The organism is Pantoea sp. QMID4 (assembly GCF_030270445.1).
Classification (GTDB): Bacteria; Pseudomonadota; Gammaproteobacteria; order Enterobacterales; family Enterobacteriaceae; genus Pantoea; species Pantoea vagans.
Genome location: NZ_BSXL01000001.1, coordinates 986,807 through 1,002,146 on the forward strand (window position 1 = coordinate 986,807; position 15,340 = coordinate 1,002,146).

A 15,340-nucleotide genomic window follows, 5' to 3' on the forward strand; every position below is an offset into this window, starting at 1 on the left:
GCTACTGCGCCTCGCCCAGCGCGTAAAAGAGACGACTGTTCCAGTTGCCGATGGCGACACGCTGAATCAAGGCGAACAGCGCCTCAGCCTTCCAGCCCGCCTCCATCAGCGGCTGCAGATGGGCCGCACTGAAACGCTCGGGTGATCGGGTCAGCTGCGCCGACAGCGCGACAATCTGCTGTTCTTCGCCTTTTAAATCCGTTTCATCGACACCCTCAATCAAAACGTCATTCCCGGCCAGCAGCCGGAACGCCCAGCGGCTGCCGAGAATACGGGCGACTGTCGCTTCCGCCAATGTGTTTTCCTGTGAGAGATGCTGACGCAGCTGCGCCCAGCCATGGAGCACCGCTGGGTCATGAGCCAGCAGCCATACCGCGTCCTGCATGCCTGGCAGCGTCTGACAGCGGGTAACGGCAGCGAGCTGCTCAGCGCTGGCATACCGCAGCTCCAGCGGCTTCAGCACCGGCTGCCAGCGGGCAGGCTGATCAAATCCTGTAGCCTCAGCATCGGGTGGTGCGGTGCTGCCCGGCAGCCAGCGTACCGGCTGGGCCTGCAGCGCCTGCAATCCGGCGACGACGCGCGCCTGATAACTGACAAAACCAATCAGCTGATTCAGCGTCACAATATCGGGTTCGGTCAGGCCGACCGCATCCAGTGCGGTGATGGCGCTGGCGCCAATTAGCTCAGGCTGCATCGCCAGCTGGCGCGCATACTGCGTAATCTGGGTCAGGCGATTATTACTTTCGCGTGAAGAGTCAGGGCCAGGCAGCGGATTGAGGCGGGCAGAGTAGTGATTACATAACCGCTGTACACCCGCGACCTGCGCCACGGTCAGCGCAGTGCTGAGACGGTCGTAAAGCGTTAAGGTGTGCGTCAGCGAGGTGACAACGCGATCGGGAAACAGCAGCTGTGCCAGATCGCGCGCCGCCAGCAGAGCCGGCTGATGCATGCGCAGCAGTGACTGGACTACGGCGTCACCGGCGTGGCATCCCAGCAAAAAACGGTCATCGATATGGGCGGCCTCTGGCACCAGCGGTGCGGCCTGCGTGGTACGTGGACTGGTCTGGCTCTCGTAAAACCAGTGGTTATGGCCCGGATAGCGGCGTTGTTCCATGATCAATCCTTTTGCAAATTCGGGTTCGGTATGCAGGCGGCAGAATCTGAAAATATGCATAAACCGAAGGGCAGGCTTATCGTCGCTGATGGCCAGTCCGGGGCAAAAGATTGATCGGTGATAATTAATAGCGTTACGGTATAACGGCAGCGAAATCAGGCGGGAAGGGCAAGATGGGCGTAAAGAGAAGGGCGAGCCAGGCTCGCCCTTACAGAACTTATTTCAGTTCCAGTTCGTTCATTGCAGCGATGCTGAAGCCGCCATCAACGTGTACCACTTCACCGGTAATGCCGCCAGCCAGGTCAGAGCAGAGGAATGCTGCTGAGTTGCCGACATCTTCAATGGTTACGGTACGGCGAATCGGGGTAACCGCTTCGCAATGCGCCAGCATTTTACGGAAATCTTTGATGCCTGATGCGGCCAGGGTGCGGATTGGACCGGCAGAAACGGCGTTAACACGCACACCTTCCGGGCCCATGGCGTTTGCCATATAGCGCACGTTCGCTTCCAGCGACGCTTTCGCCAGACCCATCACGTTGTAGTTCGGGATCGCGCGCTCAGCACCCAGGTAAGAGAGGGTCAGCAGCGCAGAGTGTGGATTCAGCATCTCGCGGCACTCTTTGGCCATCGCGACAAAGCTGTAAGCACTGATATCATGCGCGATTTTAAAGCCTTCGCGGGTAACGGCGTTCACGTAGTCGCCAACAAGCTGCTCGCCAGGGGCGAAACCGATAGAGTGAACGAAACCGTCAAATTTCGGCCAGGTTTTTGCCAGTTCAGTGAACAGAGATTTGATGCTCTCATCTTCGGCTACGTCACATGGCAGCACGATGTCTGAACCCAAATCTTTAGCAAACTCTTCCACACGACCTTTTAACTTGTCGTTCTGGTAGGTGAAAGCCAGTTCTGCGCCCTGTTTGTGCATCGCCTGTGCAATACCGTAGGCGATGGAAAGTTTACTGGCAACGCCAGTAATCAGAATGCGCTTACCGGAAAGAAAACCCATAGCTGTAATCCTTATGGTCATTGTAGTTGGCGGCCGCATGGTTAAAAAGTAAGCGACCGACGTTAATCGACGTGCGGATTCTAGCACGTCTCTCATAAATCAGGTAAATCGGCCCGCAATTTCCGCGATATGCAGCAAAAATCAGCGCTCACGCCGCCAGGCTTCGGCACTGAGTGCTTCACCAAAATGGCTGCTGATCAGGCGCCGGGTCAGATCGTGCAGCGGGGAGGCGAGTACGTCAGCCGTGCCGCCGCGCTCGACCACTTCGCCCTGATGCATCACCAGCACTTTATCGCTGATGTGCTTCATCATTCCCAGATGCTGGGTAACATAGATGTAGGCGATTCCGTGTTTCTCCTGGAGCTCCAGCATCAGATTCACCAGCTGGGAACGCATGGTCATATCCAGTGAGGCCAGTGCTTCATCGGCCACAATCACTTTGGGTTGCAGGATCAACGCGCGCGCCAGACCCAGACGCTGTTTCTGACCGGGTGCCAGCATGTGTGGGTAATATCCGGCGTGATCGCGCAGTAATCCCACCTGACGCAGAGTGGCGATAATCCGTTTCTCGCGCGCTTCTGCATCCAGTCCGGTATTAAGTCGCAGCGGAAATTCCAGAATCTGACTGATGCGCTGACGCGGATTCAGCGAGGTTGAGGGATCCTGAAAAATCATGCGGATGCGCTGACTGCGATAGCCGTAATCGCCAAAGGTCAGCGGATGGTCGTCAATCAGAATCTCACCTTCGGTGGGGGCGATCATGCCGCTGAGCATCTTCGCCAGCGTGGACTTGCCGGAACCGTTTTCACCAATAATCGCCAGCGTCTGTTTTTCGCGCAGGGTAAAGCTGACAGACTTTACTGCCTCAACGTGCTGACGGCGGAACAGGCCGGTGCGATAGCGAAAAGTTTTACTCAGGTTGCGCACTTCCAGCAGAGTCTCCATATTACTGGCCCTCCATATTCAGCGGGAAATGACAGGCAAAGAGATGTGTTTTACTGCCGGTGAGGCGCGGCGTTTCAACACATTTACGCTGCGCGTAAGGACAGCGTGGCCCCAGGCGGCAGCCTATCGGCAGGCTCTCCAGCGACGGGATCGCCCCTGACAGCGTATTGAGACGGCTTTTGTGCGGCAGCGCGCGGCCAAAATCGGGCATCGCCCGAATCAGTGCCTGCGTATAAGGATGATGCGGCGTGTTCATTAAATCTTCGCTCTGAGCGGTTTCCACCGTCTGACCGCAGTACATTACATTAATACGGTCCGCCCACTGGCTCATGGTGCGCAGGTCGTGGCTGATCAGCAGAATAGAGGTGTTGTTATTCTGGTTCAGGCGGCTCAGCAGGCGGAATATCTGCGCCTGTGTCGTCGGTTCCATAGCATTGGTGGGTTCATCGGCAATCAGCAGACGCGGCTGGTTAGCCAGCGCAATGGCAATCATTACTTTCTGGCATTCGCCTTCGGTCAGCTCATAGGGGAAGCTGCGCATGATGTCTTTATGATCTTTAATGCCGACGCGATGCAGCAGTTCGATAGCGCGGGTTTTGCGCCAGAACCAGAAGCGTTTCAGCCAGGGGCCTTTATACGTCCAGCGCGGGATCACCTGCATCAGTTGACGGCCAATGCTCTCGGAGGGATCCAGACAGGATTGCGGCTCCTGAAAAATCATCGAGACGTTATGCCCGATAATGCGACGGCGCTCGCGCGGGGAGAGGCGCAGCAGGTCCACATCATCAAACACCATGCGATCGGCCGTTACACGCCAGTTATCGTTGGTTATACCGCAGATAGCCTTAGCGACCAGACTTTTACCGGAGCCGGATTCACCGACCAGACCCCGGACTTCACCTTCTCCCAGCGTCAGATTGACGCGATCGACCGCTTTGACCGGCCCGTCAGCGGTCATAAATTCAATGGTCAGATTACGGATATCAAGTAACGGCATTTATTCCACTCCCGCTTCGACGGCGCGACGGATGCCGTCACCGAGCAGGTTAACAATGAGTACGCTGACCATCAGTGCCACACCGGGCAGCATCACGGTCCAGGGTGCAACGTAGATCAGCTCCAGCGAATCGCCCAGCATCGCGCCCCATTCCGGCGAAGGCAGTTGTGCGCCCAGGTCGAGGAAGCCGAGTGCGGCAATATCCAGAATCGCCATCGACAGTGCGCGGGTAATTTCGGTAATCAGCAGCGGCAGAATATTAGGCAGGATGGCGTAGCGCAGAATATTCCGACCTCTGGCACCATCCAGGCGCGCGGCAACCACATACTCTTTTTCCAGCTCATCATGCACGGCACTGTAAATTTCGCGCACCAGACGTGGCATCAGCGCCAGCCAGACCGCCAGTAGCGCGTGCTCAAGACGCGGTCCGAGAAACGCCACCACGATGATCGCCAGCAACAGCGACGGAAGAGAGAGCAGGGTGTCCAGCACGTGGTTCATCACCGCCGAGCGAATGCCGTGGGTCATGCCCGCCAGCACGCCCAGCACCAGCGCGCCCAGCGTAGCGAACAGCGTTACCAGAATCGCGGAACCCACCGTCGGAACGGCACCGCTCAGCAGGCGACTCAGAACATCCCGGCCCAGATCGTCGGTGCCGAGGAAAAATGAGACATCGCCGTAGCGCGACCATGACGGTGGCAGCAGCTGATATCCCAGGAACTGCTGGTCAATACCATAAGGTGCCATGAAACCGCCAAACAGGCAGAGCAGCAGCAGTGCGCCAAAGCCATACAGGCCGACCATCGAAATCGGGTTGCCATAGAAATGATACCAGCTCTGACGAAACGCGCTGGGCAGGCGTTTTTCGGCGTAGATATTATCGGAGGGCATACGTTTTCACTTCGTTGTCCTTAACGCCGGGCAATATTGCTTCAGAAAAATCAGTCATTTTAGTTACTTGCCCCGTGGGTCTGCTTTATGTTGCTTTGTCATGGAAAACGCTGAACAGCATTAATTTACAGGGTTTGTGTGCGCCTTTGCGAATACGCAGAGAGAACATACCTGTCGCTTATCGATATCAGACACAGTTAAGTGCCGCGATAAAACGAATGTATTCCCGCACTCATCCGGCCTGCATGTCAGCCTCTCCCTTACTGGCGAAGTGACATTTTTCAACCGTTATTGCTGGGAGGATAAGCCCATTCAGCTGACTATAGGGGATTATCCGTCGAGATCCCCGTCACAGGCAAGGAAACGGCGTCAGCAATTTCGGCGCTGGGTTACAGAGAATTACAATCCGGGCCGTTAGGTGTTCCGTGACAGGCTGCAAAAAATGGCGGCAAAGACGATTGAAGAGACGATCGACTTCCGGGAAAACACGACGGCAAAGCCGACAGAACGTTAAGACCCGCATGAATCGGCAAAATATCGTGAACTCTGTTCAGCCGGTCCTGGGGCATAGGGGGAGTGAAAAAATGATTATTAGTGACGCTATGGGAAGATAGTTGCTCGCTCAGGTGAGTGGCGGGTTTGTGGGATGCCTTCCCGCCGTTACCATCGCTACAGCATGCCACGAAAACAGACAGGGACAAGCTACGCTGTGATGTTGATCGAATCCGGTCAGTCACTGTCATAGCACTCGGGCAAGACGATTAATGTGTGAACACTGATGACTGTAGCGATCGCCTGATGAAATAAAAAACCGCGATTTTTAAACGGTTTTTGATGCGATTGACATTAAAACGGTGGTTAATATTCAAAGTGTATGCTTTATAATTTTTATATAAACGTAATATTTTATCAATAGCTCTGGTAACTTATGTTTTTATGTCATCACCTTAAAATTATTTTTTTTAAAACTTCAACTTTATCGTCTGGTTTATTTTTTATCAGTGCGTTTTGCTCAGCTGTTTATATCGCCGGATCTTTCCAGGTGCGCTTGCAAACACAGGGTTTCTTCCAGAGTAAATATTGCAACACGACTATGACCGGTATGAATGATTTATGCCAGTTGCCATCTATAAATAGAGTTATCCAGAAAGATATCATGGCCGAACATCGTGGTGGTTCAGATGATTTTGCAGAAACTCTGAGAAAGCATCTGAAGCGGGTAAACAGGGCGGGCAGCATAGTGGAGGTAAGTTTGCTAATAACCGTGAAAAAGCTTCAGAAGCCGATAAGAAAGGTTGCCAGAATGGCCACAGCGGCGGACGTAAGTCTGAATAATCTGACATTCTGATCAGGCCGCAGGCTCCGGCAAACCTGTCGGGGCTTTCACGTTTAAATGTTTCTTAAATAACATGGTTTTCACAATGAAAGTATCTACTCTGAATAAAACGCCTGCCGAAAATGCACGGTTTATTAGCGGTGACTTATGTGCTTACCTGCGTTAAATATTCCGGCCATTATAAAAATGTTACTCCTTCGCTTGTTGGCTCGTCATAACAGATTAAAAGAAGCAGGTCTGAAAAGAGAGAGTGATAAATTAATCAGCCATTCATCACGCGGAATCATTAAAAGATTTCAACCTCTGTTCGGCAGTGATTTATACAAAAACAATGCCGCCTGGGCTTTGTCATTCACTCCCTGCCAGACCTCATTCAGTCTCTTAAAATAAAATGCTTAAGCCATCAAGAAAATCAACGCTGAAAACGGCCGATATCTTTTCCCGGCGTGGCATCTGTAGCGTGAAGATCGTAGTGATCAAAGGCTTCAGTTTAATCAGGAAACGTGCTGTCAGGTAGCGGCAGGCTTGACGCTCACAGAAACCACAACAATATCGTGAGTCATTCCGGTCTGCTTGCGGTTATCTCATTCGTAAATTATGTTTAAGTATCAGGATTTAATGGAAATCATTGCATTGAATAAAAACAGTGGCGGTGTTGTACCTTCAGGTATCCATAATTCTCTTGGCCGCACGATGGCCTTTTTCCTTTTGGCAACCGTGCTTGCTGTTGTTGTGATCAACATATTTACGCTCTGGGGATCGTGGCAGCACAATCAGAATGTCCGTGAAGATGATGCCCGTAACCTCTCTGTTTCTCTCGCCAAACAGGCAGAAGATGCCTTTCTTCAGGTGGATATTACGCTGGCGGATGCCGTCAGACTGCTCAGCCTGAACGGGCTGGATTACGCGGCAACGCCCGTCTTCGCTCGTCAGCTTAAAGAGCAGCAGGGTAAATTGCGTCAGCTTCATGGGCTTTTTATTTATGACGCACAGGGTAATTGGATGGCTACGTCGGGCAACTACGTTCCGGCGAAAGGAAGCAATGCCGATCGGGACTATTTTATCTGGCACCATACCCATGAGGATACCCGCGTAAGGATTGGTCGTGTTATCCGCAGCAGGTCTACAGGTGATCTTGTTATTCCGGTATCGTTGAGACTGAACGATTCAAAAGGCAACTTTGCCGGCGTCGCGCTGGCAACCGTTAAAGTGGACTACTTCCGGCAGTTCTACAGCTATTATACGCTGGGTGATCGCGACGTTCTGGGGCTGATTCTTGCTGATACCTCTGTCCTGTATATCCGGCCATTCCCGGATTCTGCCATCAACCGCAGCCTGTCCATGAGTCCATTATTTACAACCGTCCTGAAAACCTCTGCCAGTGGCAGCGCAACATGGCGTTCTGCACTGGATGGGGTGGAGCGGGTGTATGGCTACGCCCGCCTTGAGCAGTATCCGCTCATTGTCACGGCGGGATATGACCTTGATAAGATCCGGAGCGACTGGTTCTCCGCCAATATCATCGACGTCATACTGAACGTGGTTCTGCTTGTAATGATTTCAGGGATGGGGATGTTTGTTCTCAGACAGGTTAAAAAGAATGTCAGAAACCAGCTGGAATTAACACAGATCAGGGATGAGCTGACCACGATCAATCATACGCTGCAGTCACTGGCATTGATTGACGGGCTAACCGGGCTGGCTAATCGCCGCCAGTTTGATGCGATGTTAGATCAGGTCCTGAAGCGCTCTCAAAAATCGGGTGAACCCGTATCACTGATCATGATTGATATCGACTTTTTCAAGCGTTACAACGATACCTACGGGCATGTCGCTGGCGATACCTGTCTGCAGCGAGTCAGCTCCATTCTGAAAGAAATTACGCAGCGGCAGGATGCCGTGGTCGCACGCTACGGCGGAGAAGAGTTTGCCATTATCCTCCCTTCAGGTGGAGAAAGCATGGGGAAAAAGGTGGCGGAGCGCGCAGTGAACGCAGTTATGTCTGCCAGAATACCACACGAAACCTCTGGTATTTCTGAAAGTATTGTGACCCTCAGCGCCGGATACAGTAGCCTGATTTCAAACGGACAGCCAGATGAGGCCAAAAGACTTAAGCAACAGGCTGATAAGGCGCTTTATGAAGCAAAACACAATGGCCGCAATCAGGTTCATGGACTGAGTTAAATGAACATCAGGATGTGATTGGTTTGTCCTGCACTGGCCGTTTGGAAGTCTGGCGTCGCGCATGACCCGGCTGGGGTGACAAATCAATCGGCTGGCCATTCCAGATTCCTGGCGACGAAGGCGGCCTGACGCAGGTTTGTACCAGAGGCTGACGTTGTTTCACCTCCGTTAACGCCTTCGAAAACCACATACCCTCTAATTCACCCTTCAGCTTTACCGATTTAACCCAGCGATTCTCTGGTTCCTGTGAAGATATGTCTGTTAGCGCTGGCTGGTTTTGGGCACAAAAAAGCCCGCGTTACGCAGGCATAAATTGCATCAAAAAAGGAAAATCGTAGCATCAGCAAAGGCTGATTCGCACACCATACAGTGTTGCTGTGCAATTGATAGTGATAAAGATTTAATAGCGAAGCGTAAGCACGTTATGCTGGCAGGACCTGAAAAAAACCGTCCGGACCAGGTTAGCTGAATGCATCTGATTGCCTATTTGCCATCAGCCCATCGGGTAATCTGATTATCGATTTTGTCGTCAAGATAATGCGTAACCTTGAATGAGCCCGCCTTGAGTAACAGGGCAATACATGCTGCAAAAATAAGTATAAGAAACACTCTGCTGAGACGCATAATCTTTTCCCTGATGAATAATCTGTGGTCTTCAAACCAGAATTTGTAACGTCTGGTCGCGATAGTCAGAATCCTGCGGTGCCCCTTGAAATAAAACAGAAAGCCGTCCCGGCCACCACGGCTTCATCATTGCACCAGACGCATAAGCTAGTGAAGCGTTTAGGAACCGTCAGAAGGCGGCAGGATACGCTTCATTACGTTTCTGTGCGAAGCCAGCGTCATCCATAAATTCATAGCCTCATCCAGTTTGAAAGTCATTTAAACAGACAGAATTCACACCGGCATGCATTAAAAAACTTTCCCGCGCCGTAAAAGCCCTACCGGAGGGCATACCATTCCTTATGTTTCAGCGGATTCATTGCCGCACCAATCACGTCAGAAATCACATTCACCAGAATCACCAGCCCGCCAATCACCATCACACCGGCTGAGATCGCGGCATAATCCTGCTGACGAATCGCGTTAATCAGCCAGCGGCCCAGACCAGGCCAGTTGAATACCATTTCGGTGATCATGGCCAGCGTTAGCATGGTGGAGAACTGCAGGCCCAGACGCGGGATGACCGGCGGCAGCGCGTTGTGCAACACGTGGCGGCGGATCACTGTGAAGCGTGAAAGACCGCGTGTGGCCGCCGCTTTGACATAGTTTTTATCCATCACGTCGCTGGTGCTGTTGCGCAGCAGGCGGATCACTTCTGTGGTCGGGGCCATCGCCAGCACCAGCACTGGCAGAATAAGGTGGGACAGGGCGCTGATAATCATCTCATGCCGCCACGGCGAAGGACTCAGCCAGGCGTCAATTAGCGCAAAGCCGGAGATGTTCTGCACCGGATAAAGCAGGTCATGACGTCCCGATACCGGCAGCCAGCCCAGAGTCAGCGAAAAGAACAGCGTCAGCAGCAGCGCCAGCCAGAATATGGGCGCAGAGAAGCCGACCAGTGCCAGTGCACTGATGGTTTTATCCTGCCACTTATTACGCATCACACCGGCGCAGATCCCCAGCGGAATACCTACCAGCAGCGCAAACAGAAACGCCAGGATGCAGAGTTCCATGGTGGCCGGGAAAACCTCACGCAGCTGCAGCCCAATCTCCTGGCCGTTAGTGCTGGAGACGCCGAAATCAAACTGCAGCATCCCTTTGAACCAGAACCACCAGGCATCGGAGAGCGCAGCGCCTTCCAGCGGGGCGTTAGGGGTAAAGTAGCTCAGGCTGAAGCTGACCAGTGATAGCAGAAACAGGGTAATGAGCAGCAGCAGCAGGCGGCGCAAAATATAGATAATCACTTACTTACCCTCATCAGCTTCACGATAAACCCCGGCAAACGAGGCGTTGCCAAACGGACTCAGCACCAGCCCTTTGATGTCGTGACGATACGCCTGCAGTCGCAGAGAGGAGGCCAGCGGCAGCACCGGTAACGCCTGCGCCAGAATCTGCTGCGCTTTGTCATAACTGTCGATGCGGCCAGAGAGTTGTTGTGACAGCAGAGCATTTTGTAGCGTTTCGTCAAAGGCCGGAGAGCACCAGTGCGCGTAATTGGTCTGCGAGCGAATCGCCGCACAGCTGAGCAGCGGGCGGAAGAAGCTGTCCGGATCGTTACTGTCGGTAGCCCAGCCTGACAACGTCAGATCATGATTCATTGCCATCAGCTGTGCCTCCTGAAAACGGCCCTCGACCGGCACAATGGTCAGCCGGACACCAACCTGCGCCAGATCCGCCTGTAACAGTTCGGCGGTTTTCAGCGGGCTGGGATTCCACGACTGCGATGCGGCAGGCACAACCAGCCGCAGATGCAGATCGCTGATGCCGAGTGCGGCCAGTGCGGCGCGAGACTTCTCAGGGTCGTAGCCGGTAATGCGCGCATCATTGTCATAAGCCCAGGACGCGCGCGGTAATATCGAAGCGGCCGTTTCGGCAGTGCCGTAATAGATCGACTCCATCAACCGCTCATTGTTGATGGCCAGCGCCAGCGCATGCCGGACTTCAGGCCGGTCGAGCGGAGGCTTACGGGTATTAAAAGCCAGATAGGCGATATTCATACCGGGACGCAGCGTCATACGCAGGCGCGGGTCATCGCGCAGTATGCTGAGCTGGCTTGCCGCGGGATAGGCCAGTACATCGCATTCACCGGTTAACAGTTTGGAAAGGCGACCGGTCCCGCCGGAGCCCAGATCGATCACCGCCTGTTGCAGACGCGGCACCCCACGCCAGTAGTGTGGATTGCGCGCCAGACGGATGTACTGACCGGTGCGATATTCGCTGAGCTGATAAGGACCGGTGCCCACCGGCTGACGATCCATCTCTTCCTGACGGCCCTGAGCGGTGAGCTGGTCGGCATACTCTTTCGACAGTACTGGTGCGTAGTGGGTTGCCATATGCCACAGGAACGAGGCATCCGGGCTGTTCAGCCTGAACTCAACCGTCCTGTTGTCGATCTTTTTCACACTCTGCACAGAATCGGCAAATTGCAGACTATCAAAGTAAGGGTAGTTACCGCCATTGACGTTATGCCAGGGATGATGACGGTCAAACATCCTTGCGAAGCTGAACACCACATCGTCGGCGTTTAGTGCGCGGGTAGGGCGAAACTGGTTAGTCTGCTGGAACTGGACGCCGCTGCGCAGATGAAAGCGATACGTCGCGCCGTTATCGCGTACTTCCCAGCTCGACGCCAGATCGGGCTTAAGACGATAGGTATAGGGATCAACATCCAGTAAGCGGTCATATAACTGTGCAGCCAGCGTATCAACAGTCAGCCCGCTGATGGCCATCTGCGGATTGAACGTGTTCAGCGTGCCGCTGACGCAATAGACAAAGCCAGTCTGGCGGATATCACCCGCAGGCGCTGACCACGCAGGAGAACTCAACGCGCTGAGGCTGAGCAACAGCGAACATAGTAGTTTTGACATAGAACTCAACGATTTTGAGGCATTAACCAGAGTGTATCGCAAAGCAGGCATAGTCCCAAAATCTGCAACCGCTGACAGCCTGATTTTCGACATGGCGAAACGAAATGCGCGCACAAAAGGTGTGGTAATGAGAAAAATTCTCAATAACACCTTTACAGATGATAATAAGAATGATTATTATTCACCTGCGCTTCGACGGTGGCTCTGCCGAAGAAGAGCACGACATTGCTCACATTGCTTCCAGTATTGTTGCCCGCCTTTATGGCGGGCTTTTTTTGTCATGTGGGGTAGAAGCGGCAGACCGGGCTTACAACACCCGGCTCTGTCACGATGAACTGCGCCGTAAGAAAATCAGCACGCTATCTCTCCCCGAAAAGCCGCGGGTTACTGGCCCGGTGAATACGCAGAGTGTAACCGTGCAGTGGCTAATCAGCGATTTACCGGGAGTAATACACGGTGGAAATGGACAACAGATTAAAACCGTCGTTCGATTGCGGAAATGACGATGTACCGGGTAAAACAGTTTTTCGGAGGTTCATTAACGCTGCGTGACGACAATGGTCAGGCTGTGCAGGCTATGACCATGGTGCGAGCGCTGAATAAAATGACTAAAGCAGGTTGCCTGAAAGCGTGCATATTGCCTGAAAAAATAATTAGCTGCGGGGAAATTTATCCGAAATCTGATTTATTTAACAAAGCCGAACGAGTTTTATCAGGCAGGCTAAGGCCATTCTTTTTGACAGGGCTGACTTTTATCAACCTTGAAATCCTGATATGGGCAAGGAGCCCTGCCCATAAATGCGTTGCCGCGCGTAAGGCACTGTTTTACCGGGAAGAGAGTATAAACCCTGTACTACGGATTAACTCTCAGCCTTTATATCGTGCTTTTTCATCATCGCGCGCAGCTGGTGGTAAGTAACGCCTAATAATCCGGCGGCGCGGCGCTGGTTATAGCGAGCCTGGTGCAGACTGGCATCGACCAGATCCCGCTCCTGCTGATTCTGCCATTGACGCAGATCCAGCGGCAGGGCAGGCAGGCCACTGCTCTCTGTCTCATGACTGGGGCGCGGGAGCACAACCGGTTCAGAGCGTGAAGCGAACGGATTAATAATGACATTATCCAGCGGCAGCTCGCTGCTGTTGTGACGATAGACGGAGCGCTCAACCACGTTTTTGAGCTCGCGAACATTGCCGGGCCAGTGGTAATCAAGCAGGGCTTGCTGCGCTTTAGCGGTAAAGCCGGGAAACAGCAACAGGCCAAGCTCGCGACACATCTGAATCGCAAAATGCTCGGCCATCACCAGAATATCACTGCGGCGTTCGCGCAGTGGCGGCAGTTGCACCACATCAAAGGCAAGACGATCCAGCAAATCGGCACGGAATTTCCCTGCCGCCGCCAGGGCGGGCAAATCTTCATTGGTGGCGCAGACCAGCCGTACGTTAACCTGCAGGGCATGATTGCCGCCAACGCGCTCCAGCTGCCCGTACTCTATTACCCGGAGCAGTTTTTCCTGCACCAGCATCGGTGCGGTTGCCAGCTCATCCAGAAACAGCGTTCCGCCGTCAGCACGTTCAAAACGTCCCAGATGGCGCTTCTGCGCGCCAGTAAAGGCGCCAGCTTCATGACCAAACAGCTCAGAGTCGAGCAGGTTTTCATTCAGCGCGGCGCAGTTCAGCGAGATAAAGGGACCCTGCCAGCGGTCAGAGAGATAGTGCAGCCGGCTGGCGATTAGCTCTTTACCCGTGCCGCGCTCGCCAATCACCATCACCGGTTTCTCAAGGGGAGCCAGTTTTGAAACCTGCTCCAGTACCTCAAGAAAATTATTAGACTCACCCAGCAGATTATCATTCGTACCTGTCATGATGAATTTCGCCACCCCTTAATCATTTTGACTATATTAGGACATGACGAAGAGCCTGTAAAATTTAAAATGTTATTTAAATCATAAAGATAAAAAGTTGGCACGCATATTGTAATAATCAGGCAGGGCATCACGTTTTAAAACATTAAAAGAGGAACATCATTATGGGTATTTTTTCTCGTTTCGCTGACATCGTTAATGCCAACATTAATTCCCTGCTGGAGCGTGCGGAAGATCCACAGAAACTGGTCCGTCTGATGATTCAGGAAATGGAAGACACGCTGGTTGAAGTCCGTTCCACCTCTGCCCGGGCGCTGGCTGAAAAGAAACAGCTGTCACGCCGTATTGAGCAGGCCGAGCTGCAGCAGGCCGACTGGCAGGAAAAAGCGGAGCTGGCGCTGCGCAAAGACAAAGATGATCTGGCCCGCTCGGCGCTGATTGAAAAACAGAAACTCACCGACCTTATCGCTTCCCTGAAGCAGGAAGTGGGCCAGGTTGAAGAGACGCTGGAACGCATGAAAGGCGAAATCAGCGAGCTGGAGAAAAAATTAAGCGAGACGCGCGCCCGTCAGCAGGCGTTGACCCTGCGTCATCAGGCGGCTTCTTCATCACGCGATGTGCGTCGTCAGCTCGACAGCGGCAAAATCGACGAAGCGATGGCCCGGTTTGAATCTTTTGAACGTCGCATTGACCACATGGAAGCGGAAGCTGAAAGCCACGGTTTTGGTAAACCGAAAACCCTGGACCAGCAGTTTACTGACCTGAAAGCGGATGATGAAATCAGCCAGCAGCTTAATGCGCTGAAAGCCAAAATGAACCGCAGTGAGTAATCATCGACGTTGCGATAAGTGATTAAGGAGAGTCAATGAGCGCACTTTTTCTCGCCATACCGCTAACGATCTTCGTGCTGTTTGTCGCACCGATCTGGTTATGGCTGCATTACAGCAACAAACGCAACGGCGGTTCGGAACTGTCGCAAAGCGAAATCCAGCGTCTGCAGCGCGTCACGCAGGATGCGCAGCGGATGCGTGAACGTATTGATGCGCTGGAAGCGATTCTTGACGCCGAGCATCCCAACTGGAGGCAGCCATGATGAAAGGTCGTAAGTTATGGCGCAAGCCTGATGAAGGCAAGCTGATGGGCGTCTGCGCGGGTCTGGCGGAGTATCTCGATATCCCGGTTCGCCTGCTGCGGGTTATTGTGGTGTTATCGCTGTTTTTTGGACTGTTTGTCTTTACGGTAATCGCCTACTTTGTGCTGGGTTTTGTGCTGGATGAGAAGCCTGCCAATGCCAGTGATGGCGAACGCCAGCCAACCGCCAGCGAGTTGCTGGATCAGCTGGAGAGTACCCTGCAACGGGATGAACGTAACGTGCGTGACCTGGAGCGCTATGTCACGTCTGAAACCTTCAGCGTGCGCAGCCGATTCCGTCAGATTTAATTCTGCTATTGCCGGGCCTGGTTCAGGCCCGAACG

13 protein-coding genes and 2 pseudogenes are annotated in these 15,340 nt (G+C 53.2%); 7 read left to right on the forward strand and 8 right to left on the reverse strand.

Features of this window, described 5'->3' with window-relative positions; all coding sequences use genetic code 11:
* Position 1: 1 nt before the first annotated feature.
* From QSK07_RS04555 to sapC, 5 genes are all read right to left on the reverse strand, one after another.
* Complete coding sequence (locus tag QSK07_RS04555; protein ID WP_285720560.1) at positions 2-1,114, reverse strand: CMD domain-containing protein; 1,113 nt, start codon at positions 1,112-1,114, stop codon at positions 2-4.
* A gap of 217 nt (positions 1,115-1,331) precedes the next feature.
* Positions 1,332-2,120: an enoyl-ACP reductase FabI gene (gene fabI, locus QSK07_RS04560; protein WP_010244547.1), complete on the reverse strand. Its 789-nt coding sequence runs from the start codon at positions 2,118-2,120 to the stop codon at positions 1,332-1,334.
* 141 nt (positions 2,121-2,261) lie between these two features.
* Entirely contained in the window at positions 2,262-3,065 is an 804-nt protein-coding gene (sapF, locus tag QSK07_RS04565) for a putrescine export ABC transporter ATP-binding protein SapF (RefSeq protein ID WP_098050420.1), read from the reverse strand.
* Position 3,066: 1 nt separating this feature from the next.
* On the reverse strand, positions 3,067-4,062 hold the full coding sequence (sapD, locus tag QSK07_RS04570) for a putrescine export ABC transporter ATP-binding protein SapD (RefSeq protein WP_275219378.1): 996 nt from the start codon (positions 4,060-4,062) through the stop codon (positions 3,067-3,069).
* Positions 4,063-4,953, reverse strand: a complete 891-nt coding sequence (sapC, locus tag QSK07_RS04575) for a putrescine export ABC transporter permease SapC (RefSeq protein WP_285720561.1) — start codon at positions 4,951-4,953, stop codon at positions 4,063-4,065.
* 136 nt (positions 4,954-5,089) lie between these two features.
* Between sapC and QSK07_RS22815 the strand changes: the two genes are divergently transcribed.
* The 3 genes and pseudogenes from QSK07_RS22815 (at position 5,090) to QSK07_RS04585 (ending at position 8,473) form a co-directional block, all read left to right on the forward strand.
* A complete protein-coding gene (locus QSK07_RS22815; RefSeq protein ID WP_352230954.1) occupies positions 5,090-5,371 on the forward strand; it encodes an Arm DNA-binding domain-containing protein in 282 nt (93 codons plus the stop codon).
* Positions 5,372-6,109: 738 nt separating this feature from the next.
* Positions 6,110-6,288, forward strand: a pseudogene (locus tag QSK07_RS04580) (con-10 family general stress protein).
* A gap of 598 nt (positions 6,289-6,886) precedes the next feature.
* Positions 6,887-8,473: a sensor domain-containing diguanylate cyclase gene (locus QSK07_RS04585; protein ID WP_285797968.1), complete on the forward strand. Its 1,587-nt coding sequence runs from the start codon at positions 6,887-6,889 to the stop codon at positions 8,471-8,473.
* Positions 8,474-9,414: 941 nt separating this feature from the next.
* Here the strand turns inward: QSK07_RS04585 and sapB are convergent.
* Entirely contained in the window at positions 9,415-10,380 is a 966-nt protein-coding gene (sapB, locus tag QSK07_RS04590) for a putrescine export ABC transporter permease SapB (protein ID WP_095707136.1), read from the reverse strand.
* Positions 10,381-12,003 carry an ABC transporter substrate-binding protein SapA gene (sapA, locus tag QSK07_RS04595; protein ID WP_098050425.1) on the reverse strand — a complete coding sequence of 541 codons (1,623 nt, stop codon included), beginning with the start codon at positions 12,001-12,003 and terminating at the stop codon, positions 10,381-10,383.
* A gap of 293 nt (positions 12,004-12,296) precedes the next feature.
* Here sapA and QSK07_RS04600 point away from each other — a divergent pair.
* A pseudogene (locus tag QSK07_RS04600) lies at positions 12,297-12,648 on the forward strand (transposase); the annotation flags it as partial.
* A gap of 215 nt (positions 12,649-12,863) precedes the next feature.
* Here QSK07_RS04600 and pspF read toward each other — a convergent pair.
* Positions 12,864-13,865 carry a phage shock protein operon transcriptional activator gene (gene pspF / locus QSK07_RS04605; RefSeq protein WP_098050426.1) on the reverse strand — a complete coding sequence of 334 codons (1,002 nt, stop codon included), beginning with the start codon at positions 13,863-13,865 and terminating at the stop codon, positions 12,864-12,866.
* Positions 13,866-14,029: 164 nt separating this feature from the next.
* On the opposite strand from pspF, the gene pspA reads away from it, so the two are divergent.
* The 3 genes from pspA to pspC are packed head-to-tail and all read left to right on the forward strand — an operon-like array spanning position 14,030 to position 15,305.
* Positions 14,030-14,695 (forward strand): phage shock protein PspA, encoded by a 666-nt coding sequence (gene pspA / locus QSK07_RS04610; RefSeq protein WP_098050427.1) that lies wholly within the window; start codon positions 14,030-14,032, stop codon positions 14,693-14,695.
* A gap of 35 nt (positions 14,696-14,730) precedes the next feature.
* Positions 14,731-14,958, forward strand: a complete 228-nt coding sequence (pspB, locus tag QSK07_RS04615) for an envelope stress response membrane protein PspB (protein WP_013357982.1) — start codon at positions 14,731-14,733, stop codon at positions 14,956-14,958.
* Entirely contained in the window at positions 14,955-15,305 is a 351-nt protein-coding gene (pspC, locus tag QSK07_RS04620) for an envelope stress response membrane protein PspC (protein WP_013357981.1), read from the forward strand. Before pspB ends, pspC begins: the two co-directional genes overlap by 4 nt.
* The last annotated feature ends 35 nt before the right edge of the window (positions 15,306-15,340 follow it).

Bases quoted from the DNA above. Each gene is read 5' to 3' on its own strand.
- pspC (WP_013357981.1), top strand. From the start codon at position 14,955: ATGATGAAAGGTCGTAAGTTATGGCGCAAGCCTGATGAAGGCAAGCTG.
- sapD (WP_275219378.1), bottom strand. From the start codon at position 4,062: ATGCCGTTACTTGATATCCGTAATCTGACCATTGAATTTATGACCGCT.
- sapC (WP_285720561.1), bottom strand. From the start codon at position 4,953: ATGCCCTCCGATAATATCTACGCCGAAAAACGCCTGCCCAGCGCGTTT.
- sapA (WP_098050425.1), bottom strand. From the start codon at position 12,003: ATGTCAAAACTACTATGTTCGCTGTTGCTCAGCCTCAGCGCGTTGAGT.
- QSK07_RS04585 (WP_285797968.1), top strand. From the start codon at position 6,887: ATGTTTAAGTATCAGGATTTAATGGAAATCATTGCATTGAATAAAAAC.
- pspF (WP_098050426.1), bottom strand. From the start codon at position 13,865: ATGACAGGTACGAATGATAATCTGCTGGGTGAGTCTAATAATTTTCTT.
- pspA (WP_098050427.1), top strand. From the start codon at position 14,030: ATGGGTATTTTTTCTCGTTTCGCTGACATCGTTAATGCCAACATTAAT.
- sapF (WP_098050420.1), bottom strand. From the start codon at position 3,065: ATGGAGACTCTGCTGGAAGTGCGCAACCTGAGTAAAACTTTTCGCTAT.
- pspB (WP_013357982.1), top strand. From the start codon at position 14,731: ATGAGCGCACTTTTTCTCGCCATACCGCTAACGATCTTCGTGCTGTTT.
- QSK07_RS04555 (WP_285720560.1), bottom strand. From the start codon at position 1,114: ATGGAACAACGCCGCTATCCGGGCCATAACCACTGGTTTTACGAGAGC.
- fabI (WP_010244547.1), bottom strand. From the start codon at position 2,120: ATGGGTTTTCTTTCCGGTAAGCGCATTCTGATTACTGGCGTTGCCAGT.